Genomic DNA, 21030 nt, shown 5'->3' with positions numbered 1-21030 from the left:
ATTTGAAAAATAATAATTTTTATTATGTTTTTGGGTGTTATAACTAAGCCAGAACAAGGCTTAGCGCTTGAGCAAAACACAAATATTGTGAATAAAATATGGAAAAAATATCGCGCTAAAGAATTGCTCAAAATCTTATTTTAGCTTTGTAAAAGTACTGCTTAAAAACTGAGAAAAATATAGATAGAACGCTGCACTAGACGCGATGTGCAGAAAAAGAAAATAAGTGTGAATAGGTGTGGTTTAATATATTTTGCTATTTTGACGTGGTATTGTACTCAAGGCTTTGCTGCCAAAGGCATACGGTACAGATCAAACTGGTGAATATGCAAAAGAAAATAATGCCCGCCTGAAAACCCCATAGATCAGCCAAATAGCCAACCGCCATAATGGGGAGGATAGTCCCCCAATAGGCAATGAATAAATAAGTCGCCATCACGGCTGAACGATTGTTGCTTTGGGTAATGCGGTGAATGGTGGCAAAGGCACCCATCAAACTCAAACCATGCCCGATACCAGCACATATCACACTGACAAAAAACAGCCAGCTTTGTTGCAGTAAAATACTACAGAGTAGAATGGCACAGCTACAGATCAGCATCAAAAAACCACGTTGTAGACAGCTTCTTGCAGCTAAGCGTTTGGCTATAATCTGGATGCACAGTGAAATCATTAAAATACTGGTAATGGTCGCACCACTGACCAATGGACCATGCCAAGGAATAATATCGCGTATAAAGGATGGTGCCAGAGAAGCAAAAAGGCTAAAACAACTAAATGCACAAAATGCAGCAAAACTTGCAATATAGAAAGTACGATGCGTATTGTGCGATGGTAGCTCCAGATGCGGTGCCATAGAAAAGTTTTGTCGATAAAAACTTTGTTGTTTAACTAGAAATAAGCTAAAAAAACTAAAGATTGCCGCAACAATGATGGGAATATAGGGGCTAATGAGTGGATGCGCGGAAAATTGTGCAATACTGCCACCAAAGAGCGGTCCTATACCAAAACCAGCCACAGTAATGATTGAGCTGAGTTGTGGCGCGGAGGTTTGGTGTTCGGGAGGAATGGTATAAATTAACCCTAACATGGCAGAGGTACTAATCAGCCCAGAAGCGATGCCGATTAAGAAACGCCCAAATGCCAGTTGGTAGGCATTCTCTGCCAGTACTGAAAGAAGCAGTCCTAAAATAACAAAAGCTAAACCGATTTGAATGCTGCGGACAAAACCAAAACTATTACTACTGCGCCCTAAAAAGAGCAGTGTGGCTAAACAACCAAACATATATGCCACGAAGATGTAACTAATATGGCTAGGTTGTAACTGCCAAAGCTGTTGGTAGAGCGGATATAAGGGGCTAGGCAATGCAGTCCCCATTGTTCCGATACACAGCGCAAGGCTAATCAATAAAAAAGGTTGCCACAATGTATATTTCATAGCTGCTCTGACATTGCTCAATTTTTCAATCCAAGTGCTCGCTTCAGCAATAGCCGCGCTGATACGGTTGGAAGGAGCTTAAAAGCCTAAGATTTAAACGCTTAAAGGTCAATTGATTTATATTATTTTGTCTGTTTAAGCATAACGTTTCAGCAATTTAATAAACTGCTGCAATTCTTCTTCATCAATTGCTGCTTCTGTCGGTAATACATGTTCACGTAAATGCGCTTCAATCAATTCATTCATCAAGCCGTTGATTGCACCTTTAATGGCTGCAACTTGTTGTAGTACCGAGATACAAGAGTTATCCGCTTGCTGCATGCTATTTTCTACTGCTTGTAACTGCCCTTTTAGACGACGTACACGGTTTAAGACTTTTTTATTTTGATGAAGGTGGCTCATAGCTGAATTCCTAAAATATATACTCTGGTATAGTATATTTAAAAAAACAATTCTATACTGGGTGGGGGTATTTATGGGGAATAAAATGACTCTGCATGATGATAAACAAGCCATTCGTGACGATCAAAACGTTGCACACGCTGATCGACCCGCAATAAGCGCGATATGTACAGACGTTGCAGCATTAGGGCAGCAACATAATCCATTACTACAAAAGAAATTGTTTTATGCAGCTGTCTTTACCGCCGTCATGATGTTATTGGAAATTATTGGTGGTTGGTATTTACATTCAATGGCTTTGTTGGCTGATGGCTGGCATATGAGTTCACATTTGATTGCCTTAGGGCTCGCTTATTGCGCGTATTTTGTTGCGGCAAAATATGCTCATGATCCACGTTTTTGCTTTGGGACGTGGAAAATAGAAGTTTTAGCAGGTTTTAGTAGCGCGATTTTATTGTTTATGGTTGCGGTGCTGATGTTCTATCAATCGGTAGAACGTCTATGCTTCCCAGCAGAAATTCAATATCAACAAGCAATTGTGATTGCAGTACTGGGCTTGATTGTGAATTTAATTTGCGCATGGTTATTGCATGATTCAAGTGTGCATCATCATGAACACCAACACCAACACCAACACCAACACCAACACCAACACCAACACCAACACCAACACCAACACCAACACCAACACCCAGAGCATGATTTAAATCGCCATTCTGCGTTTATGCATGTGGTGGCAGATGCTTTAACCTCAGTCTTGGCTATTATTGGTCTAACGTTGGGTTTGTACTTTGGTTGGCAGTTTTTAGACCCATTATTGGGCATTGTTGGAGCAATTCTAGTCTTGAGATGGTCAATACAGCTGATCATCCAGTGCAGCAAAGTCTTGGTTGATGCCGAGATGGATCATCCTTTAGTACAACGTATTCGACATGATTTACAAGCGTTTTCTACTGGTTTACAGATAGAAGATTTGCATCTATGGAAAATTGGTCAAGCACAGTTTTCTTGTATGCTGCGTATTAGTGGAATTTCCTTGCAGGATTTTCATCAAATTCAGCATCTATTACAGCATTATCCAGAGCTTGCACATGTAAATATCGAACCGCAGTTTCGAACTGAGTAAAATCATTAGCACTCATTTAGTCGCCACATAGATCTTGTTAAATTTCTAGGTCTGATCTGAGCGGTTCCACGTGAAGTTATACTCAAAATAGGCTTCAGGCAGTTGCCAAGATTGGTGCTTTACTGTGTTTTTTTATAGGTTTCTACGTGTTTCTTATGATTTGTAGGTGGATACAGGGCTGATACAAAGTCGATGCTTGCTTGCTATCTCTTTGCTATGGATGTCATTTACAATGCAATTCTTCTATATTGGGGATTAAGTTGGAATGACAAAAATAGCAATGGTTGCCAAAGGGGTATTTGCGAGTTTGTTATTGGCGAGTAGTATGATGCTGCATGCTGATGTGGACAGTGTTCAGCATAAACTCACGCAGAACTATCCCAATGTAAAAATCACTGATTTAAAAACCACGCCAGTCAAAGGTCTATATAGCGGTATTTTAGATCAGCAAGTGATCTACTTAGATGAAGAGGCGCAACATATTTTGGTGGGTTCCATGATTCGTTTGCAAGATCAGCGTAATCTAAGCAAAGACTTAGTTGCAAGCACCCGCGCTGGTTCGAATACCCAGATGTCAGCAGTAAAGATAGATGTAAAAAGTTTGGATTTGTCTGATGCTCTTAAAACCGTCCGTGGCAATGGTCGTCATCAGCTCATCGTGTTTTCTGACCCGAACTGCCCATATTGTAAAACCTTAGATAATAATTTATCTCAGCTGAAAGATGTCACCATCTATACTTTTTTATATCCAATAAAACATCAATCCGTTATACCGAGCCAGCAAGTGTGGTGTTCTCCCAATCGTCAGTATGCTTGGCAGCAACTCATTGCTAAGGGCGTGATTCCGACAGCTTCTGCCGATTGCCCTAACCCAGTTGCACGTAATTTAGCCTTAGGCAAACGCCTCGCCATACAGGGTACGCCTGCGATCATTTTTGCCGATGGTCATGTCGTGATGGGAGCTTACTCTGCCACTGAAATTCAAAATATTTGGCAACAGTTGGGGCTTTGATTCGGCTTATTTAGATGCTCTGGAAGCAGATGCTGTTTGGTCGAGACGTAATCCGATGAGTAACTGTGTTAGAACGTCGATACTTTGTGCTAGCGTCTGCTGACCATCTTGGCTTTGCGCAATCCAAAATGCAGCCTCATTGAGACTGCCATGGATGAAACGTGCCAATGCTGTACAGTCCATGTGTTTGATGATCTGTTGCTTCATGAGTGTTGTCAGTATATTTTCAATCGAACTTATGCAGTATTGCTGGGCATCTAAGCTTTGTTGACCCAATACCGCCCGCGCATCTTCTAAGATTAAGCGTTGTATTTCAGGTTCTAATGCCATTTCTAAAAAATGAATACAACGCTGTAAAAAGCCTTGCCATGGATCAGTATGTTGCGCAGTAATCTGCTGTAATCGTTGATCCATTTCTTGATCTATTTCGATAATTACTGCCTGAAATAAGCTTTTTTTATCACCAAAATGATGATATAGCGCACCACGGGTTAAGCCCGCTTGTGCGGTTAAATCATCCATAGATGTAGCATTAAATCCATGTGCTGTAAAAACTTTACGTGCAGTTTGTAATAAGGTGACACGAGTTTTTTGCATATCAGCCTGTGTACGACGCGCCATAATCTAACTGTCCTATTCTTACTGTCCTATGATGTCTGAGCAATGTTCGGATCTATGCATTTAGCTATTTACATACGAAGCGTATGTATATATGATTTTATACATACGCTTCGTATGTATTATGACGAGAGCAGTTATAAACCACAAGCTTGAGGTGTGCCATGTTGCATCGTTATACAGCATTATTTTCCGTAAAAGGTACCTTAGGCTTTACTTTAGCCGGATTACTTGCGCGTATGGCATTGCCCATGACAGGGATTGCGATGATTACCATGTTGTCGCAACAATATGGTCGTTATGCTTTGGCAGGTGCGGTCTCGGCAACTTTTGTTTTGGCTTATGCCCTACTCTCACCACAAATCTCACGACTTGTCGATCGCTATGGGCAGTATCGTATATTGATGATCAGTGCCCTACTCAGTGTGTTTGGCACGAGTTTGATCTTACTGTGTTCTTATTGGCAGTTGGGACAATGGCTATTATTTGTGGGGGCAATTTTTACTGGCTGTATGCCTAGTTTATCTGCAATGTTGCGTGCACGTTGGACACAGATTTATCGTGGGCAACCTGAATTAGCAACGGCTTATTCTTTAGAATCTGTTCTGGATGAGTTAAGTTTTATTGTGGGTCCACCGCTTGCTGTTGGATTATCTGTGGCTTGGTTTGTGCAGGCTGGTCCATTGTTGGCGGCTATCTTTTTAATATCGGGTATTATTTTTCTAGCATTGCAACGAAATACGGAACCCAAAATTGATTCTGCCCAACAGGCACAACACACGACGGCCATCATTAGGCAAGTGGATGTGTTATTACTGGCTTTATTAATGCTCGCAATGGGCGTTATTGTGGGTACCATTGATATTATGAGCGTGGCATTTGCAGAAAGTCTGCAACAGACTGCTGCTGCCAGTTGGGTCTTGTCTGCTTATGCACTGAGTTCCTGTGTGGCTGGATTAATATTTGGTGCAACGAACCTTAGGATGCCTTTGCACCGTCTATTGTTATGCGGTGGAATTGCTACAGCGATAACAACCCTGCCCTTGCTCTGGGCAAATAGTATTGTAGCTTTGTTGCTTATGGTCTTTGTCGCGGGGATATTTTTTGCACCGACCATGATTATTGCGATGACGTTGATTGAACGCATGGTACCAGCATCTCGTTTAACAGAAGGAATGACTTGGTTGTTGGCAGCATTGAGTATTGGTGTTGCACTTGGCGCTGCGATTACTGGGCAAGTGGTGGATGCTATGGGGATTGATGTTGGTTTTAGGGTTGCCGTTGTGGCTGGGATATTGGTGATATTGGCGGTATGTCTAGGTTATCAACGTTTAGGAAAGTATCAACGCTGTGAGCCATCATGAAGAGAAGAGAGCTATTATAATACCATCCGTCGTTTAGAGCGTGCTTCTAGCCTAGCTTAGCGTGCGCTCTGGTGCTTGTATAATTCTAGCGATGTTATGTCGATTCTGTGATTGCATGTTGCTATTGCAACTTTGTGATTCCAATTCTGTTATTTCAATAAAGCAACAGTGCATGTCGATGTGCTCGGTTTAGACTATCGCAACGATAATCATGATGAGCAATACGATCGTATGCCAACTTCAATCACTTTTAAAAAATTTTTATCAACCATATTGGTTAGACCAGCTGTTCTGGTTGCAATGGGTACAACATTAAAAGCTTCTACAGCAAGCAGCATTGGATCAGAAAAATTAGCGCCCAAAGCTTTAGCAGCAACAGCACCTAAGGCTAAATCTAGCGCAGAGCGCTTATTTTTTGGAAGTTTAGTGTTGAGTATCAGCAGTGCTGCCCTACTACTAAGCGCTTGCAGTAGCGTACCTCTGGCTGAATCTGATGGTCAACCACGTTATGAGTCACCACAGCCCAAGCATGTTGAGGAATGGCAGCAATGGGAGCGTCAGCAACAGCAACAACAGCTTGAAAAACAGTGGAAAAACTCTCATCTGCCAGCATCACAATAGTTTAGATATCTAGGTTTAGGGACCAGGGCTGCTGTGCTGAAAGCAGCAACCTAGAACGCTGTAGACCGTGCTGCTCTCTGTCTTTAAATCTGAATCTCTTAAGCCAAGTTTCTTTTAAGCTAAGTTTCTTTATTTAAACTTGCTCTAATATGCTGAGCTGTCCAAAGCTTGTATTGCCTAAGGGGTATATGGACCAAAGCTTGTATCGACCAAAGCTTGTATTGTCCAATGGTTATATGGTTCGAAGCCGGTCAACATGATGAGGTCTTTCCGACTATTCCACAGTGCTAAACGTACCCGTGGCAAAGAGTTTTGATTATACTCATGGCTACCATGATCTTGAGATAATTGTATGAGCACTGTTGCATCTAATGTTTATGATAAAGTTGCCATTCGTGGACGTTTACTCGATATTCAACAGAGCGTAAAGCAAGCAGCAGAAATTGCACAGAACCTTCGTTATTTTGAAGATGGTTTATTGCTGATTGAGCACGGCATTATTCAATGGTGTGGTGCTTGGCAAGATGGGCAAGCACAGCTTAGCGCAGAATTTCACGTGGAACATTATCCAGAGCAACTGATCGTTCCTGGCTTCTTAGATAGCCATATTCATTTTCCGCAAACAGAAATGGTTGGTGCTTATGGTGAGCAACTATTAACATGGCTTGAGCAATATACTTTTCCGACAGAAATGAAATTTTCTGATCGTGATTATGCCGATAAAATTGCCGCATTTTTTATTGAAGAATTACTTAGAAATGGCACCACCACGGCGCTGGTTTTTGCCAGTGTCCATCCACAGTCAGTTGATGCATTATTTAGTGCCGCACAACGCTATCAAATGCGTATCATTGCTGGTAAAGTCATGATGGATCGTCATGCGCCCGAAGCGTTATGCGATAGCGCCGAAAGTGCTTATCGAGACAGTAAAGCTTTAATTGAAAAATGGCATGGCAAAGGACGCAATCTTTATGCGATTACACCGCGTTTTGCCCCAACCTCTAGCCCTGAACAATTACAGGTTGCAGGTCGCCTCAAAGCCGAATATCCAGATGTCTATGTACATACCCATTTAAGTGAAAACCACAACGAGATTCAATGGGTAAAAGAACTGTTTCCAGAGCATAAAAATTATTTAGATGTTTATCATCATTATGCCTTAACGGGTTCTCGTTCTGTCTTTGCCCATTGCGTGCATTTACAAGATGCAGAATGGCAATGTTTACATGATACCGATTCAGCCATTGCCTTTTGCCCAAGTTCTAATTTGTTTTTGGGCAGTGGTTTATTCCCATTGCAAAAAACATGGCAGCATCAAGTCAAAGTGGCTGTGGGAACCGATATTGGTGCTGGTACGCGTTTTAGCCAGCTGCATAGCTTGGATCAAGCGTATAAGGTTTTACAGCTACAAGGCTATAAGTTATCGGCGCTGGAAGCACTGTATCACATCACCTTAGGTGCTGCGAAAGCACTTGATTTAGATCACTGTTTAGGGAACTTTGCCGTGGGCAAAGAAGCTGATTTTGTAGTGCTTGATCTTCAGGCTACAGCCCTACAAGCGCTCAGACAACAGCACAGTCGTGGCATTGAGGATGCTTTATTTGCCTTAATGATTATGGGGGATGATCGCAATGTACAGGCAACCTATGTGCTAGGGCAAAAAGTCTATGACAAGGCAGCCACAGCATAATGGCTGCTGATTCTTGAAGATTAAAGCTTTGCAAAACTGGGCGTTATTTGAAAAAAGGTGTAAATGGGATGCATCCTACAGGGATATGTTCTAAAATACGCCCATCATGGAGGTGTTGCAGGTCAACGCCTTTTTTATTTTTCTATAAGTCGATATTTTACGTTTAGGTACCTTCCCCATGACTGTTGATATGAGAGTGATGATTTCAGCTGAAGAAATTCAAGCCAAGGTCAAACAACTAGGCCAACAGATTGATGCCCACTATGCCAATAGTAATAAAGAATTGGTTTTAATTGGATTATTACGCGGATCTGTCATTTTTATGTCAGATTTATGCCGTCAAATCAGCAAACCACATGAGTTGGATTTTATGACGGTGTCGAGCTATGGGAAGAGCACGACCTCCTCGGGCGATGTCCGAATTTTAAAAGATTTAGATGGAGAAATTCGCGGCAAAGATGTATTGGTGGTTGAAGATATTATCGATTCTGGTCGTACGCTCAGTAAAGTATTAGAAATTTTACAAACCCGTGGACCCAATTCGATTGAATTGTGTACGTTGATTAGCAAACCCTCGCGCCGCGAAATCGATTTACCGGTTCGATTTTTAGGTTTAGAAGTTGAAGACCGTTTTATTGTTGGTTATGGCTTAGATTACGATCAAAAATACCGTCATTTGCCATTTATTGGTGAAATTGGTTTATAAATCTCATTATTTTGAGCATTTAGGTCAAGTATTAAGGCAATAATTAAAGGGTTTAATTTGACTATTGCCTTGATTCAATTAATTTTTTAATATTTTATAGCGCATAAAAATCAACAAAAAACGAACAGGATTGTGCTAAGTTATACTATCCAGCAAGTGAAATATCGTTAATTATAACTTACTTAGCAACAACTCATCATAATCGTATACATCATAAACAGCACCGAATTGATTGGAGAACATTTATGAGCTTTATCATCGCAATTATCGTCGGTTTTTTTGCAGGTCTCATCGCACGTGCTTTACATCCTGGTAATGATAAAGGTGGTTTTATTTTCACCACACTATTGGGGATTGGGGGCTCAGTTGTGGCAACTTATATTGGGCGTTATATGGGCTGGTATGCAGAAAATTCCAGCGCTGGATTTGTTGCGTCGATCATTGGTGCCATCGTGGTCTTGATGATTTATAACCTAATTACCCGTCGTGCCAGTTAGCCTAAAAAAATATTTTTTATAGCGAGATGATCTTCGGGTGATCTCGCGTGTTGCTTGTTGTACTATGTGTTTAAAACTAGTTGTTGATAGTTGTCGGTTTTTTCTTACAACAACAACAGATAAAAACGACTATTGTCATGCCATGCTTTTCACTAAGATGCTTTTAACAGTGACAGGAAGTTACTTTGATGAAAAAACATGGATAGATGTTATATCATGCAGGATGCTCGTCTCAAATTGTGTGATAGCTACAGCCGAAAACAGGAAAGCCCTAACAGGATGTTAGGGCTTTTTTGTATGAGTTTAAGACGCGTTTAGCTGATACAACTGATACAATTTGTGCTGTTGACCCATCAGCTTTGCAGCATTGGGTACAGCAGTGTGCTGGCTTAAGGGGTGCTATGATTTTTATGGTGTCGCATAGAAAACCACGTGGTGATGGCTAAGACGATCACGATAAAGCTGAGAGACATCCAAATCGGTAAATGTACGATATCCAGCAGTAGCATTTTTACCCCAATAAAAACCAAGATAACCCCTAGCCCATAGGGAAGATAGTGCATTTTTTCTGCGGCACCTGATAATAGAAAAAACATCGCACGTAAGCCTAAAATGGCCATTAAATTGGCAGTCAGTACAATAAATGGGTCGGTTGTGACGGCGAAGATCGCGGGGATAGAATCTACTGCAAAAATCACATCGGAAGCTTCAATTAAAACCAACACCAGAAATAACGGCGTTGCCCACAATAAGCCATCTTGGCGTACCCAGAAACGGTCACCATGCATGTGTGCTGTAATCCGTAAATGACCACGTAACCATTTGAGTAGTTTCATGTCTTCGATATTATGTTGTTCTTCAGCCTGACCTTTTAAAAACTTAAAGCCGGTATAGACCAAGAAAGCGCCAAATAGATAAAGTACCCACGAAAACTCTTGTACAAACCACGCACCGATAAAAATAAAAATACTGCGTAGTACAATGGCGCCTAATACGCCATAGAGTAAGATTTTACGTTGCAATGCTGGTGGAATTGCAAAAGCAGCAAAAATCATTAACCAGACAAAGACATTATCGATGGCTAAGGATTTTTCTAATAGATAACCTGCTAGATATTCCATGGTCTTCTGATTGGCAATATTGACGCCAACGGTTTGTTGTAAATACAGCCAAAGTCCTGCAGCAAAGAGCATGGCAACAGAAACCCACGCTACGCTCCATTTTGCAGCACTTTTCAGGCTGGGGGCCTGTGATGATTTTTGTTTAAAGCCGAAGAAATCGATTAACAGCATGACCGCCACTAATATGAAAAAAGCGCAGTACAGCCAAGGATTGCCAATGGTATTCATACTTATCTCCACATCTGACAACTGGCCACAAAAAAACCTTGACCTGTTGGCAGATGGATTAACATCTGTTTCAACATGATCAAGGTCTTGCCTACATCGTCTTAAGATGCTCAGTTACCGACTTTTATAAAAAAGTGTAATGACGATAAGCTGACACACTCGGCGCGCATAATCGCGATGAGCTGAGTGTTTGGGTGAGGCTACTCCCCTTGTCCTAAATTCTGTTATGTCAATGCTTTGGGCGATGACATAATAAGCTGCCAGTAGCATCGCATATTTATAAAATAAGCGCAAATGCTATTCGCCTCTGCCTGATGTATTGTAGACCTGCTGGCTGTCTACCGCTGTCGGGTTATTTCAGAAGCTATCGGGTTATTTCAGAATCAGTGGATTATGCAGTGGACACCTCTAGATTGAAGGTGACTGGACCATCATTCACCAAATGCACTTTCATGTCTGCTGCAAAAATCCCTGTGGCAATGTGTGGAAATTGTGCCTTGGCATAATCGACTAACTGCAGGTAGAGAAGCTCAGCAGCAGCAGGTGGCATGGCTGGAGCAAAATCTGGGCGTAGCCCTTTATGGGTATGCGCCATCAGGGTAAATTGTGAAACCAATAAAATACCACCAGCAGCCTGTTGGACGTTATGCCCCATTTTGCCTTGTTCATCGTCAAAAATTCGATAGTTTAAAATTTTGTCGATTAGTTTTTGCCCGATTTTGAGGTTGTCTTGTTGTGCTATGCCAAGAAAAACCACTAAGCCCGAATCAATTTGCCCGACAGTTTGCCCATCGACGACCACTTTGGCTTCCAATACCCGTTGTAATAATGCCCGCACAATAACCTCTTAGACCGTTGTTTTAAATCATGTAAATACTAGCATTGTATAGACCTAAGTGCTGTGTTTAGGTCAAGTCTATGTATTCTCCGTGCGATTGATGATCCGTAGCACAGCCAGTACCCTGACCGTATATCGGTGATGCTAACAAGAATTATTTATGAAAACTTTAGTCCTTATCAGTGATTTTATGCTTTAATGCCCAGAGTTGAACCAAAACAGTCTGCGTTATGTCACCAATAATCCATTCGCTGCTCGATACTGATTTATATAAATTCACGATGTTACAAGTGGTATTACATCAATTTCCACAGGCGCATAGTGTCTATCATTTTCGTTGTCGAAATCTTGATGATACGGTTTATCCACTCAGCGATATCTTAGATGATTTAAACCGACAGCTGGATTATCTCTGTGAGCTAAAATTTAAAGAAGATGAGTTACAGTATTTACGCCAGTTCCGTTTTATTAAAAGTGACTTTGTCGATTATTTAGAACTATTTCAATTAAAACGTAGATTTATTCAAGTTGGTTTAGATGCTCAAGGACGTCTTGACATCTGGGTTGAAGGACCGATGGTTCAAGCGATGATGTTTGAGATTTTTGTGCTCTCAATTGTCAATGAGCTTTATTTTCAACGGATTCATAGCCCTGAAGTATTAATTGAGGGTGAGCGTCGCCTACAAGAAAAAATTGCACTGATTGGTCAGTACGCGCAGCAACAGCACCCAGATCAACCGTTCTTGGTTTCTGATTTTGGTACACGTCGCCGTTATAGTTTTGCTTGGCAAAAGCACGTGGTACAGTCTTTCCATCAAGCGGTACCGACGATTTTCCGAGGGACGAGCAATGTTTATTTGGCCAAAGAGCTGAATATTATTCCAATCGGGACCATGGCGCACGAGTTTCTCCAAGCTTTCCAAGCCTTGGATGTACGTTTACGTAATTTTCAGAAAGCAGCACTTGAGGCATGGGTGCAAGAGTATCGTGGTGATTTAGGGATTGCCCTGACCGATGTGGTCGGAATGGATGCATTCCTTTGCGACTTTGACTTATATTTTGCCAAACTCTTCGATGGTTTACGCCATGATAGTGGTGATCCCTATGTGTGGGGGGATAAAGCCTATCAGCATTATCGTAAGCTAAAAATCGATACCAAAACAAAAATGCTTACTTTTAGCGATGGCTTGACTATTGAAAAAGCTTGGCAGCTTTACCAGTATTTTAAAGACCGCTTTAAAGTCAGTTTCGGTATTGGTACCAATCTGACCAATGATATGGGACAGACACCGCTGAATATTGTTTTGAAGTTGGTTGAATGTAATGGTCAGTCGGTCGCGAAAATTTCTGATAGCCCAGGTAAGACCATGACCGACAATGGCACTTTCTTGGCTTACTTAAAGCAAGTTTTTAGTTTGAGTGAAACAGAAGAAAGCGAGTAGACCGAAAAAAGTTATTATGGGAAAAATTATTATGGAAAATTATTATATTGAGTATCTTGTTCAATATATGTGATGAATAGTGAGTCAATTTGCGTGAGCTGTATTGGCTTATGCTAATATTCTGAGCAATGATTTTAACTGTGATTATCGATGATGAAGGCGTTGAATTTAGATTTTAAAATTGAGGTGGAGCAGCTGGCTGCATGCTTAGGGCACCCTCAATTAAGGATACTTGATTTAAGCCGTGCATCGGTTTTTGCGCAGTTGCATATTCCCCATGCCATGCATGTTGCCCCAGCACGGTTATTGGCGCAAGGCGATGATGCAACAGGTTTATTACCCGATCCAGCACAAATGGAAAAATTCATTGCTGACTATGATCTGACCACAGACTGTCATGTGGTGGCCTATGATGATGAAGGCGGTGCATGGGCTGGTCGCCTACTTTGGAATTTAAACTGTTTAGGCTTTGCAAATTGTAGTTGGTTAAATGGTGGGATTCATGCTTGGTTAGCTGCAGCTTATCCTGTGGCCAATGGTGTTGTGACGGTCATGCCATCCGGTCAGCCATTGATTCATCCGCAGTACCCTGCTTTGCCGCAGTATCGTATCCAATATGATGAGCTTAAGGCACAGGTTGTACAGGGTGGTCTACAATTGTGGGATTGTCGGAGTTGGGATGAGTACATCGGTCAACGATTGGCTGCACGTAAAGGTGGGCATATTCCTGGTGCTTACCATTTTGAGTGGAGTACTGCCCTAAATCGTGAAAATCATCTAAAATTGCGTCCTTTAAAAGATATTCAACACGGTCTAGAACAAAGTGGCTTAGACTTGAGTCGAGCTGCTGTGACCTATTGTCAATCTCATCATCGTTCGGGATTAGCCTATATTATTGCACGCCTGTTAGCATGGGAGTTGCGGGTTTATGATGGCGCCTGGAGTGAATGGGGAAATCGTCCCGATAGCCCGATAGTCAGCGGAGAGCAACCATTTTGAGTCTTAAATCGCGTTTAAAAGAACAAGTTTTTATTCGTGCACAGCAAATCGTACCACAACATCGTTTGAGTCGTTTGGTGGGTAAACTTGCGGCCAGTGAAAATCCGCTGATTAAAAATGCTGTCATTCAAAGCTTTAAAGCCAAATATGGCATTGATATGAGCATTGCTGAACAAAGTGATGCGCTGCAATATAAATCCTTTAATGATTTCTTTACCCGCGCACTGAAAGCGGGTGTTCGTGCCATAGATACCGCAGCCGAGAGTATCGTTAGCCCAGCAGATGGCTGTATTTCACAAATTGGTCAGATTCAACAAGGGTCGATTTTTCAGGCCAAAGGCCAGCACTTTAGTGTTGATCAATTGATTGGTGATCCACAATTGGCGGCAGTTTTTCAAGAGGGTGAATTTGCCACAGTTTATTTATCACCGAAAGATTATCATCGGGTGCATATGCCTGTTGCTGGGCGATTAACCGAAACACTGTATATTCCAGGCGAATTATTTTCAGTCAATCAAACCACGGCAGAACATATCCCCGGTTTATTTGCCCGTAATGAACGCATGGTTTGTCTATTTGATACCGCACTCGGACGTATGGCTGTAGTCTTGGTGGGAGCCATGATTGTGGCTGGAATCGAGACTGTTGCAACAGGACGTGTGAAACCATCGGGTTGTATTGAACTCAAACAGCATGCAATGGATTTAGCCAAAGGCGATGAGCTGGGACGTTTTTATTTGGGTTCGACAGCGATTGTTTTATTTGAAGCTCATCGCATGCAATGGGATGCAGCATTTACAGCCAACAGTACTGTTCGTATGGGTGAAGCGCTAGGGCATCGCCTCGCTTAGTACGATTGCTTTTATTTTTATTTGGGTTTTGAGTTGCCTCGATCATCGCCAGCAAGCGCTATGCAGGCTGGCGATGCATGGTTTGAGCAGCGGCTTAATCGACAAAATATAATGCCGATTTGGGAAAGACTGCTTTAAAGACTGAGCCTTGATTTTCAACTGATTCAACTTCTAAATGCGCCGCATGCTGCATCAGTACGTGCTTCACAATGGCTAAACCTAAACCTGTGCCACCAGACTGACGGCTTCTGGCACTGTCTACCCGATAAAAACGCTCAGTGAGTCGGGGTAAATGTTTGGGGTTAATGCCTATACCAGTATCTTCAACACTAAAATAAGCCTGTTCACCATCATCATGCCAACCAATGGTAATACTGCCACCTTTCGGGGTATATTTGATCGCGTTGGTAATTAAGTTGCTAAACGCACTGGCAATTTCCATATCTGAACCAATCAAATCATAATGACTGTCTATTTCTAAGTTGAGCGTATGACCATAATCGGCATTATAGGCTTGGGCATCATCAAATAATTGATTCATCAAACTGGGCATTTCGATGATCTGGTTTTTAGGAATCTGCTTTTCATTTTCTAAACGTGATAATAAGAGCAAATCATTGACCAAAGCATTCATGCGCCGTGTTTGAGATTGCATTTGATCAAAAGCACGTTTCCAGCGTGGGCTGATATCTTCTTGATCAGTAAAGGTTTCAATATAACCACTGAGCACGGTCAAGGGAGTACGTAACTCATGGGAAATATTATCGACAAAATCTTTACGCATTTGCTCTAGGTTTTGCATTCGGGTGACATCATAGGCCACCAATAGCAAACTTTCGCTACCAAAACGGGTCAATTTAATTTGCACATATTTTTCATCTTCAATGGAGAGCTTGACGCGAATACCATCGGGATATTGATCGATATGACTAAAATACTCGATAAAACGTGGATGCCGTAAAATGGTGAGCAGATTACGTCCACGATCTAAGGCTTGAATACCCAATAACGCTTCAGCCGCAGGGTTGGCCCATTCGATTTGATGCAGCTCATCTGTGAGGACCACTGCCTCCGCCAATGCCACCAAAGAACTTTGTGCACGGTCAATTAAACCGACCATTTCGGCTTGTACAACCCGTTCTTGGCGCTGCGCTCGATAAAAATTGAATAATAATGCTCCCCATATCCCATTTAAATTGGGTGGAACCTCATAGGGACGATTGGAAATCCATTCATTGACCAAATACAGTGAATAGAGCTGAAACGCGAAAAATACAGCAAAAGCAAAGACGGCACAGAGCAGAAAGTAACCTGTTCCATAGCCAATGAAAGCGGCAATAATCAAAAGAAAAGCAAGCAGTTTGAGATCTTGCTTAGCAAATGTCCTTAAACTGCTATAGCGTGATTTTTTATGGTCACGCGCTAGTTCGGGGACCGGATAAGGCTCATACATGAAGTCAGTTTTAACCTAGTGCAACATCTGCGCGAGTAGAGAAACGATAGCCTGTACCACGTACAGTTTGTACAAAACGGTCTACACCATAAGGTTCAAGCACTTTACGTAAGCGACGAATATGTACGTCAATGGTACGATCTTCAATGTATACATTACCGCCCCAAACTTGGTCAAGTAGCTGGGCACGCGTATAAGCACGCTCTGGATGCGTCATAAAGAATGCCAATAAACGGTATTCTGTCGGTCCCATATCGAGAATGTTGTCACCAAAGCTGACCCGCTGACTGACGGGATCTAAAATTAAGCCATTGGCATCAATGGTTTTTTCACCTGTTAAGGCATTGGCACGACGCAGTACCGCCTTGATGCGTGAGACGAGTTCACGGGTGGAAAAGGGTTTGGTCATGTAGTCATCTGCACCCGCATCGAGACCTTGTACTTTATGGTCTTCTTCTCCGCGTGCTGTCAGCATAATGACTGGAATTTCTGATAGGTTATCATCACGTTTTAGACGGCGGCATAGGTCTACACCGCTAATGCCACCGGGTAACATCCAATCGAGTAAAATGAGTGCTGGACGTTGATCGACAATGATCTGGTGTGCTTGCTTGGCATCTTCTGCCTGTAGACACTGAAAACCTGCCATATCCAAAGAAGTATGGATCATTTCTCGAATCGGAAGTTCGTCATCTACAATTAAAATGTAATCATCTTTCACAACGTAATATCCTTTAAGTACAGTAGGCTGTTTATATTTATGACAGGCTTATTACAAAGATTAATTATGACAATATCATTGCAAAAGCTGAAATCCCAGCATTTTTGCAATCATTTGTGACAAAGCACGGTCATCAAACTGCAAAATTTGCCTAAAACGCTATTGTAGTGCCGTGGACTGGATACTTTGTTTTTATAGTGCGGCTATTTGTTGTGTTGCTTACTGTTGCTGTTGAAGTTGATGAAAAAGCGCCATAAAAACTACTTCACAAGATGCGACCACATCCTCGATGGCATATTGATGACCACCAATCACCCAGCGTACCGCAATTTGCGTGACATAGCCATTTAGACCGGTTGCCATAAGTGAGATATGGTGTGGTGCTAAGGCGCTATCTGGTAGTCCTGTATTGATGAGCGCTTCAATCATTTGATCAAATCGCGCCATGGTGTCCCGTAGCGTAGCTTGATTATGTAATTCTTGTACCAGCATGGCATCCACATAAATGATTCTGGCAATCCGTGGATCTTGCATGAGCAAACGAAATAAAGCATCGAGTCCTGCACGAATCATACCGAGATGATCACCGCGATGCTGTTGTATGGCGTGCAGCACCGTATCTTGTAACTTTTCTGTCAATTGTAAAAAAATACATTGGAACAGCTGTTCGCTCTTTTTGAAGGACTCATAAAAATAGCGTTCGGTTAATTGTGCTTGTTGGCAAATATCTTTGACAGTGACAGAGAAAAAGCCATGTTGACCATAGGCTTCTATTCCCGCTTGAATCAGTTTTTCACGTCGTAACCGTTTCCGCTCGCTAAGCGATAAACCTTTGAACTGCCGCTCTTTACTTTTCGGTGTTGCAGTTGGCGTGTTTGGGCTGAGTGAGGAATCTTGTTGAGTCATGGTCGAGTTGGATCAGGTTGAAGGATCATCCATGCCATATTAGCAATATCAACACATAAAACCTAATTTTCATCCGTTTTGCTTTGCTGCCTAGCAAGCAGATGCAGTCTGAATGTAATGCTGATTTTAGCTGACGTGCGCTACTATCTTTTTGGATTGACAATGCTTGTTGTCAAAATTATAGTTGCAACAACAAGCTCGTACATCAGGCTCATTTCAAGCGTAGCGGATCGCTATCAAAGGTATACTATGAAAAATTTTAACAACAAAGTTGCTGCAATTACTGGTGCTGGCTCTGGTATAGGTCAACAATTGGCATTACAACTGGCAAAACAAGGCTGTCATCTCTCTTTAAGTGATGTCAATCTGGCAGGTTTGGAAGCAACTGCAGAATTACTTAAGGATAGTGCAGTACACGTGACTTATCAGCAACTTGATGTTGCAGATCGTGATGCTGTTCGGGCATGGGCTGCCCAAACTGTAGCCGATCATGGCGCTGTGAATATGATTTTCAACAATGCTGGTGTGGCGCTAGGATCGACAGTTGAAGGCGCGAGCTACGAAGAGTTGGAATGGATTTTTAATATTAATTTCTGGGGTGTAGTCTATGGCACCAAAGAATTTTTACCGTATATTAAAAAAACGGGTGATGGGCATATTATTAATATTTCAAGTTTGTTTGGTTTGGTCGCACAACCGACTCAGTCGGCTTATAATGCGACTAAATTTGCAGTACGTGGTTTTACTGAATCTCTGCGTATTGAATTGGACATGGAAAACTGTGGGGTGAGCGCACTTTGTGTCCATCCTGGTGGTATTCGTACCAATATTGCCAATGCAGCAAAAACCAATGACAGTGTACGGAGTCTGGGCATGAATCCACATAAATCTGCCAAGTCTTTTAATAAGTTATTGCGTACACCACCAGAACAAGCCGCGAATGAAATACTTCAAGCCGTAAAAGCTGAAAAACCACGGTTATTAATTGGTAATGACGCCAAAATGATTGATGTGATTCAACGGGTATTACCAACACGTTATCAAGATGTTATTACTTTATTGGGTAAATTGACCAAAGCTTAAAACTGGCTCAAAACCATATACCGTATCAAAACCATAAATATTTGAATTGTTGATTTTATTTCAACCAAGCCAAAAGCGGATTTCCGATTCATCCGCTTTTTTTTGTTTTGGCAGATTTTTTAATTTTTAAAAATGATAATCTTATCTCTTAAAAGAACTTAGTTTATTTGCCTTTTTCAGCTAACTTATTTGGGTCATAAAATGCTGCCATTGTTATTGTTAGTGATTGCCAATTGTTTTATGACCTTGGCTTGGTATGGGCATCTCAAATTTTTACATGATGCGCCTTGGTGGCAAGCCGTCTTATTCAGCTGGTGTATTGCTCTATTTGAATATAGCTTTATGATTCCTGCAACGCGGATGTTAGCACAGGCACAATGGTCCATGGGGCAAATCAAGATCAGCCAAGAAGTGATTACATTAATTGTATTTGTCCCCTTCATGTTACTCTGGTTTAAGCAGCCGTTTAAGTTGGATTATGTCTGGGCGGGATTATGTTTATTGGGGTGTGTATATTTTGTTTTTAGGAGTCAAGGCTAACCAATGCGCAATGTCGAGCGCATTGGTTTAGAATATTGGTTTAGAGTAATGCTTGAAACGGTATAGGTTGATTTTAAAGGTGACAGCATTGAAGATTTTATCGCGCCGCAAAAAAGTCTAGAAATGATCTCTCGCAAATTGTTTCCCAGCTTACGATAAGCATAGGCAAAATAACCCAAAACGCGGTAGACTATAGCGCACTAGATGTGCTGAAACGTCTACCGTTAATTGAGTCAAAGGTGAAGATTGATGGCGCTTAATACTGTTGAAGAGTTAATCGCAGATATTCGTGCAGGTAAGATGGTTATCCTCATGGATGACGAAGATCGTGAAAATGAAGGTGATCTCGTGATTGCTGCCACGCATGTTCGCCCAGAAGATATTAACTTTATGATTACCCACGCGCGTGGTTTGGTCTGCTTGACCTTAAGTAAAGAACGTTGCCAGCAATTAAATTTACCATTGATGGTTGAAGCCAACGGTGCACAGCATGGCACCAACTTTACTTTATCTATTGAGGCAGCAGAAGGTATTAGTACGGGGATCTCCGCAGCAGAACGTGCTCATACCATTCGTACCGCGGTCGCAGCACATGCGAAGCCCAGTGATATTGTACAGCCAGGACATATTTTTCCCTTGATGGCACAGCCTGGTGGCGTGTTGCATCGTGCGGGACATACTGAAGCGGGATGCGATTTAGCACGTTTGGCGGGTCTTGAGCCAGCAGCCGTCATTTGTGAAATTATCAAAGAAGATGGCAGCATGGCACGCCGTCCAGATTTAGAAATCTTTGCAGAAAAACATGGTATTAAAATTGGCACGATTGCAGATTTAATTCATTATCGGATGACCAATGAGCAAACTGTAAAATGTATCGATCAACAACATATCGAGACAGATTATGGTGCTTTTGAAATGTACCGCTACCAAGAACTGGGTAATCCGAGTGTTCATGTGGCTTTGGTCAAAGGTCAACCCAGTCAAGGTGTGACCACAGTTCGGGTACATGGTTTTAATCCAGTGCGTGATTTATTAAAGATTCATAAAGCCGATGGTGCAGTCGCTTGGGATTTAGATAAGGCATTGCATCATATTGCACAAAGTGAGCGTGGGGTATTGGTCTGGATTGGGCAAGGTCAATTGTCAGACTTGGGTCCTGCCCTTGAACAGCACAATCAACCGAAAGTTGCCAAGAGCAATGCTGCACTATCACATCAATATCAAACCATTGGGGTTGGTGCACAGATTTTAAGAGATTTAGGCGTTGAAAAAATGAAGCTATTAAGCTCGCCATTACGTTTCAATGCCTTATCTGGTTTTAACTTAGAAGTGGTGGAATACGTCACCGCAGATCAAACTCCTGAGAAATAAAGA

The 21030-nt window shown here is 41.9% G+C and carries 22 protein-coding genes; 13 read left to right on the top strand and 9 right to left on the bottom strand.

All coding sequences use genetic code 11. The features are described from left to right. Positions 1–256 precede the first annotated feature (256 nt). Positions 257–1438, bottom strand: a complete 1182-nt coding sequence (locus BFG52_RS16490) for an MFS transporter (RefSeq protein WP_067558891.1) — start codon at positions 1436–1438, stop codon at positions 257–259. A 135-nt stretch (positions 1439–1573) separates the two neighbouring features. Then, positions 1574–1840 carry a metal/formaldehyde-sensitive transcriptional repressor gene (locus tag BFG52_RS16485; protein ID WP_067558888.1) on the bottom strand — a complete coding sequence of 89 codons (267 nt, stop codon included), beginning with the start codon at positions 1838–1840 and terminating at the stop codon, positions 1574–1576. Positions 1841–1925: 85 nt separating this feature from the next. On the opposite strand from BFG52_RS16485, the gene dmeF reads away from it, so the two are divergent. Together dmeF and BFG52_RS16475 are read left to right on the top strand one after the other, a co-directional pair. Further along, on the top strand, positions 1926–2966 hold the full coding sequence (gene dmeF / locus BFG52_RS16480) for a CDF family Co(II)/Ni(II) efflux transporter DmeF (RefSeq protein WP_081408734.1): 1041 nt from the start codon (positions 1926–1928) through the stop codon (positions 2964–2966). Positions 2967–3246: 280 nt separating this feature from the next. Further along, positions 3247–3978 (top strand): DsbC family protein, encoded by a 732-nt coding sequence (locus BFG52_RS16475; protein ID WP_067558885.1) that lies wholly within the window; start codon positions 3247–3249, stop codon positions 3976–3978. Between the two features lie 6 nt (positions 3979–3984). Here BFG52_RS16475 and BFG52_RS16470 read toward each other — a convergent pair whose 3' ends face one another. Beyond that, the gene (locus BFG52_RS16470; RefSeq protein WP_067558881.1) at positions 3985–4599 is read right to left on the bottom strand and encodes a TetR/AcrR family transcriptional regulator; all 615 of its coding nucleotides are present in this window, start codon (positions 4597–4599) and stop codon (positions 3985–3987) included. 161 nt (positions 4600–4760) lie between these two features. Between BFG52_RS16470 and BFG52_RS16465 the strand changes: the two genes are divergently transcribed. After that, complete coding sequence (locus BFG52_RS16465; RefSeq protein WP_067558877.1) at positions 4761–5960, top strand: MFS transporter; 1200 nt, start codon at positions 4761–4763, stop codon at positions 5958–5960. A gap of 180 nt (positions 5961–6140) precedes the next feature. Continuing rightward, the gene (locus BFG52_RS16460) at positions 6141–6581 is read left to right on the top strand and encodes a hypothetical protein (RefSeq protein ID WP_157758129.1); all 441 of its coding nucleotides are present in this window, start codon (positions 6141–6143) and stop codon (positions 6579–6581) included. A 177-nt stretch (positions 6582–6758) separates the two neighbouring features. On the opposite strand, the gene BFG52_RS17140 is transcribed toward BFG52_RS16460, so the two are convergent. Further along, the gene (locus tag BFG52_RS17140) at positions 6759–6941 is read right to left on the bottom strand and encodes a hypothetical protein (RefSeq protein WP_157758128.1); all 183 of its coding nucleotides are present in this window, start codon (positions 6939–6941) and stop codon (positions 6759–6761) included. Between BFG52_RS17140 and guaD the strand changes: the two genes are divergently transcribed. The 3 genes from guaD (at position 6934) to BFG52_RS16445 (ending at position 9474) form a co-directional block, all read left to right on the top strand. After that, the gene (guaD, locus tag BFG52_RS16455) at positions 6934–8271 is read left to right on the top strand and encodes a guanine deaminase (RefSeq protein WP_067558872.1); all 1338 of its coding nucleotides are present in this window, start codon (positions 6934–6936) and stop codon (positions 8269–8271) included. The genes BFG52_RS17140 and guaD overlap by 8 nt on opposite strands. Positions 8272–8449: 178 nt before the next feature. Next, a complete protein-coding gene (hpt, locus tag BFG52_RS16450) occupies positions 8450–8977 on the top strand; it encodes a hypoxanthine phosphoribosyltransferase (protein ID WP_067558868.1) in 528 nt (175 codons plus the stop codon). Positions 8978–9222: 245 nt separating this feature from the next. Further along, on the top strand, positions 9223–9474 hold the full coding sequence (locus tag BFG52_RS16445; RefSeq protein ID WP_067558865.1) for a GlsB/YeaQ/YmgE family stress response membrane protein: 252 nt from the start codon (positions 9223–9225) through the stop codon (positions 9472–9474). A gap of 389 nt (positions 9475–9863) precedes the next feature. On the opposite strand, the gene BFG52_RS16440 is transcribed toward BFG52_RS16445, so the two are convergent. Beyond that, complete coding sequence (locus BFG52_RS16440; protein WP_067558862.1) at positions 9864–10823, bottom strand: TerC family protein; 960 nt, start codon at positions 10821–10823, stop codon at positions 9864–9866. Positions 10824–11214: 391 nt separating this feature from the next. Next, positions 11215–11661, bottom strand: coding sequence for a D-aminoacyl-tRNA deacylase (gene dtd, locus BFG52_RS16435; protein WP_067558859.1), 447 nt, complete (start codon positions 11659–11661; stop codon positions 11215–11217). 230 nt (positions 11662–11891) lie between these two features. Between dtd and pncB the strand changes: the two genes are divergently transcribed. From pncB to asd, 3 genes are all read left to right on the top strand, one after another. Next, positions 11892–13103: a nicotinate phosphoribosyltransferase gene (pncB, locus tag BFG52_RS16430; protein WP_067558854.1), complete on the top strand. Its 1212-nt coding sequence runs from the start codon at positions 11892–11894 to the stop codon at positions 13101–13103. A gap of 153 nt (positions 13104–13256) precedes the next feature. Beyond that, positions 13257–14102 (top strand): sulfurtransferase, encoded by an 846-nt coding sequence (locus BFG52_RS16425; RefSeq protein WP_081408779.1) that lies wholly within the window; start codon positions 13257–13259, stop codon positions 14100–14102. Further along, entirely contained in the window at positions 14099–14953 is an 855-nt protein-coding gene (gene asd / locus BFG52_RS16420) for an archaetidylserine decarboxylase (protein ID WP_067558850.1), read from the top strand. Before BFG52_RS16425 ends, asd begins: the two co-directional genes overlap by 4 nt. Before the next feature lie 94 nt (positions 14954–15047). On the opposite strand, the gene phoR is transcribed toward asd, so the two are convergent. The 3 genes from phoR to BFG52_RS16405 all read right to left on the bottom strand — a co-directional run bounded on the left by phoR (position 15048) and on the right by BFG52_RS16405 (position 18033). Next, positions 15048–16406 (bottom strand): phosphate regulon sensor histidine kinase PhoR, encoded by a 1359-nt coding sequence (gene phoR / locus BFG52_RS16415; RefSeq protein WP_067558847.1) that lies wholly within the window; start codon positions 16404–16406, stop codon positions 15048–15050. 10 nt (positions 16407–16416) lie between these two features. After that, on the bottom strand, positions 16417–17127 hold the full coding sequence (gene phoB / locus BFG52_RS16410; RefSeq protein ID WP_067558845.1) for a phosphate regulon transcriptional regulator PhoB: 711 nt from the start codon (positions 17125–17127) through the stop codon (positions 16417–16419). A gap of 219 nt (positions 17128–17346) precedes the next feature. After that, the gene (locus BFG52_RS16405; RefSeq protein ID WP_067558841.1) at positions 17347–18033 is read right to left on the bottom strand and encodes a TetR/AcrR family transcriptional regulator; all 687 of its coding nucleotides are present in this window, start codon (positions 18031–18033) and stop codon (positions 17347–17349) included. 249 nt (positions 18034–18282) lie between these two features. Here BFG52_RS16405 and BFG52_RS16400 point away from each other — a divergent pair, with 249 nt between their 5' ends. The 3 genes from BFG52_RS16400 to ribBA all read left to right on the top strand — a co-directional run bounded on the left by BFG52_RS16400 (position 18283) and on the right by ribBA (position 21027). Then, positions 18283–19116, top strand: a complete 834-nt coding sequence (locus BFG52_RS16400) for an SDR family NAD(P)-dependent oxidoreductase (protein WP_067558838.1) — start codon at positions 18283–18285, stop codon at positions 19114–19116. Positions 19117–19317: 201 nt separating this feature from the next. Beyond that, positions 19318–19656, top strand: coding sequence for a DMT family protein (locus tag BFG52_RS16395; RefSeq protein WP_067558834.1), 339 nt, complete (start codon positions 19318–19320; stop codon positions 19654–19656). Positions 19657–19905: 249 nt separating this feature from the next. Beyond that, a complete protein-coding gene (gene ribBA / locus BFG52_RS16390; RefSeq protein WP_067558831.1) occupies positions 19906–21027 on the top strand; it encodes a bifunctional 3,4-dihydroxy-2-butanone-4-phosphate synthase/GTP cyclohydrolase II in 1122 nt (373 codons plus the stop codon). Positions 21028–21030: the final 3 nt, after the last annotated feature.

It is taken from the genome of Acinetobacter larvae (assembly GCF_001704115.1).
Lineage (GTDB): Bacteria > Pseudomonadota > Gammaproteobacteria > Pseudomonadales > Moraxellaceae > Acinetobacter > Acinetobacter larvae.
This window is presented reverse-complemented; position numbering and strand designations above follow the sequence as displayed.

Bases quoted from the DNA above. Each gene is read 5' to 3' on its own strand.
- pncB (WP_067558854.1), top strand. From the start codon at position 11,892: ATGTCACCAATAATCCATTCGCTGCTCGATACTGATTTATATAAATTC.
- BFG52_RS16440 (WP_067558862.1), bottom strand. From the start codon at position 10,823: ATGAATACCATTGGCAATCCTTGGCTGTACTGCGCTTTTTTCATATTA.
- BFG52_RS16405 (WP_067558841.1), bottom strand. From the start codon at position 18,033: ATGACTCAACAAGATTCCTCACTCAGCCCAAACACGCCAACTGCAACA.
- BFG52_RS16485 (WP_067558888.1), bottom strand. From the start codon at position 1,840: ATGAGCCACCTTCATCAAAATAAAAAAGTCTTAAACCGTGTACGTCGT.
- BFG52_RS16425 (WP_081408779.1), top strand. From the start codon at position 13,257: ATGAAGGCGTTGAATTTAGATTTTAAAATTGAGGTGGAGCAGCTGGCT.
- BFG52_RS16470 (WP_067558881.1), bottom strand. From the start codon at position 4,599: ATGGCGCGTCGTACACAGGCTGATATGCAAAAAACTCGTGTCACCTTA.
- BFG52_RS16395 (WP_067558834.1), top strand. From the start codon at position 19,318: ATGCTGCCATTGTTATTGTTAGTGATTGCCAATTGTTTTATGACCTTG.
- guaD (WP_067558872.1), top strand. From the start codon at position 6,934: ATGAGCACTGTTGCATCTAATGTTTATGATAAAGTTGCCATTCGTGGA.
- ribBA (WP_067558831.1), top strand. From the start codon at position 19,906: ATGGCGCTTAATACTGTTGAAGAGTTAATCGCAGATATTCGTGCAGGT.
- BFG52_RS16400 (WP_067558838.1), top strand. From the start codon at position 18,283: ATGAAAAATTTTAACAACAAAGTTGCTGCAATTACTGGTGCTGGCTCT.
- phoR (WP_067558847.1), bottom strand. From the start codon at position 16,406: ATGTATGAGCCTTATCCGGTCCCCGAACTAGCGCGTGACCATAAAAAA.
- BFG52_RS16490 (WP_067558891.1), bottom strand. From the start codon at position 1,438: ATGAAATATACATTGTGGCAACCTTTTTTATTGATTAGCCTTGCGCTG.
- hpt (WP_067558868.1), top strand. From the start codon at position 8,450: ATGACTGTTGATATGAGAGTGATGATTTCAGCTGAAGAAATTCAAGCC.
- dmeF (WP_081408734.1), top strand. From the start codon at position 1,926: ATGACTCTGCATGATGATAAACAAGCCATTCGTGACGATCAAAACGTT.
- BFG52_RS16475 (WP_067558885.1), top strand. From the start codon at position 3,247: ATGGTTGCCAAAGGGGTATTTGCGAGTTTGTTATTGGCGAGTAGTATG.
- BFG52_RS16465 (WP_067558877.1), top strand. From the start codon at position 4,761: ATGTTGCATCGTTATACAGCATTATTTTCCGTAAAAGGTACCTTAGGC.
- BFG52_RS16445 (WP_067558865.1), top strand. From the start codon at position 9,223: ATGAGCTTTATCATCGCAATTATCGTCGGTTTTTTTGCAGGTCTCATC.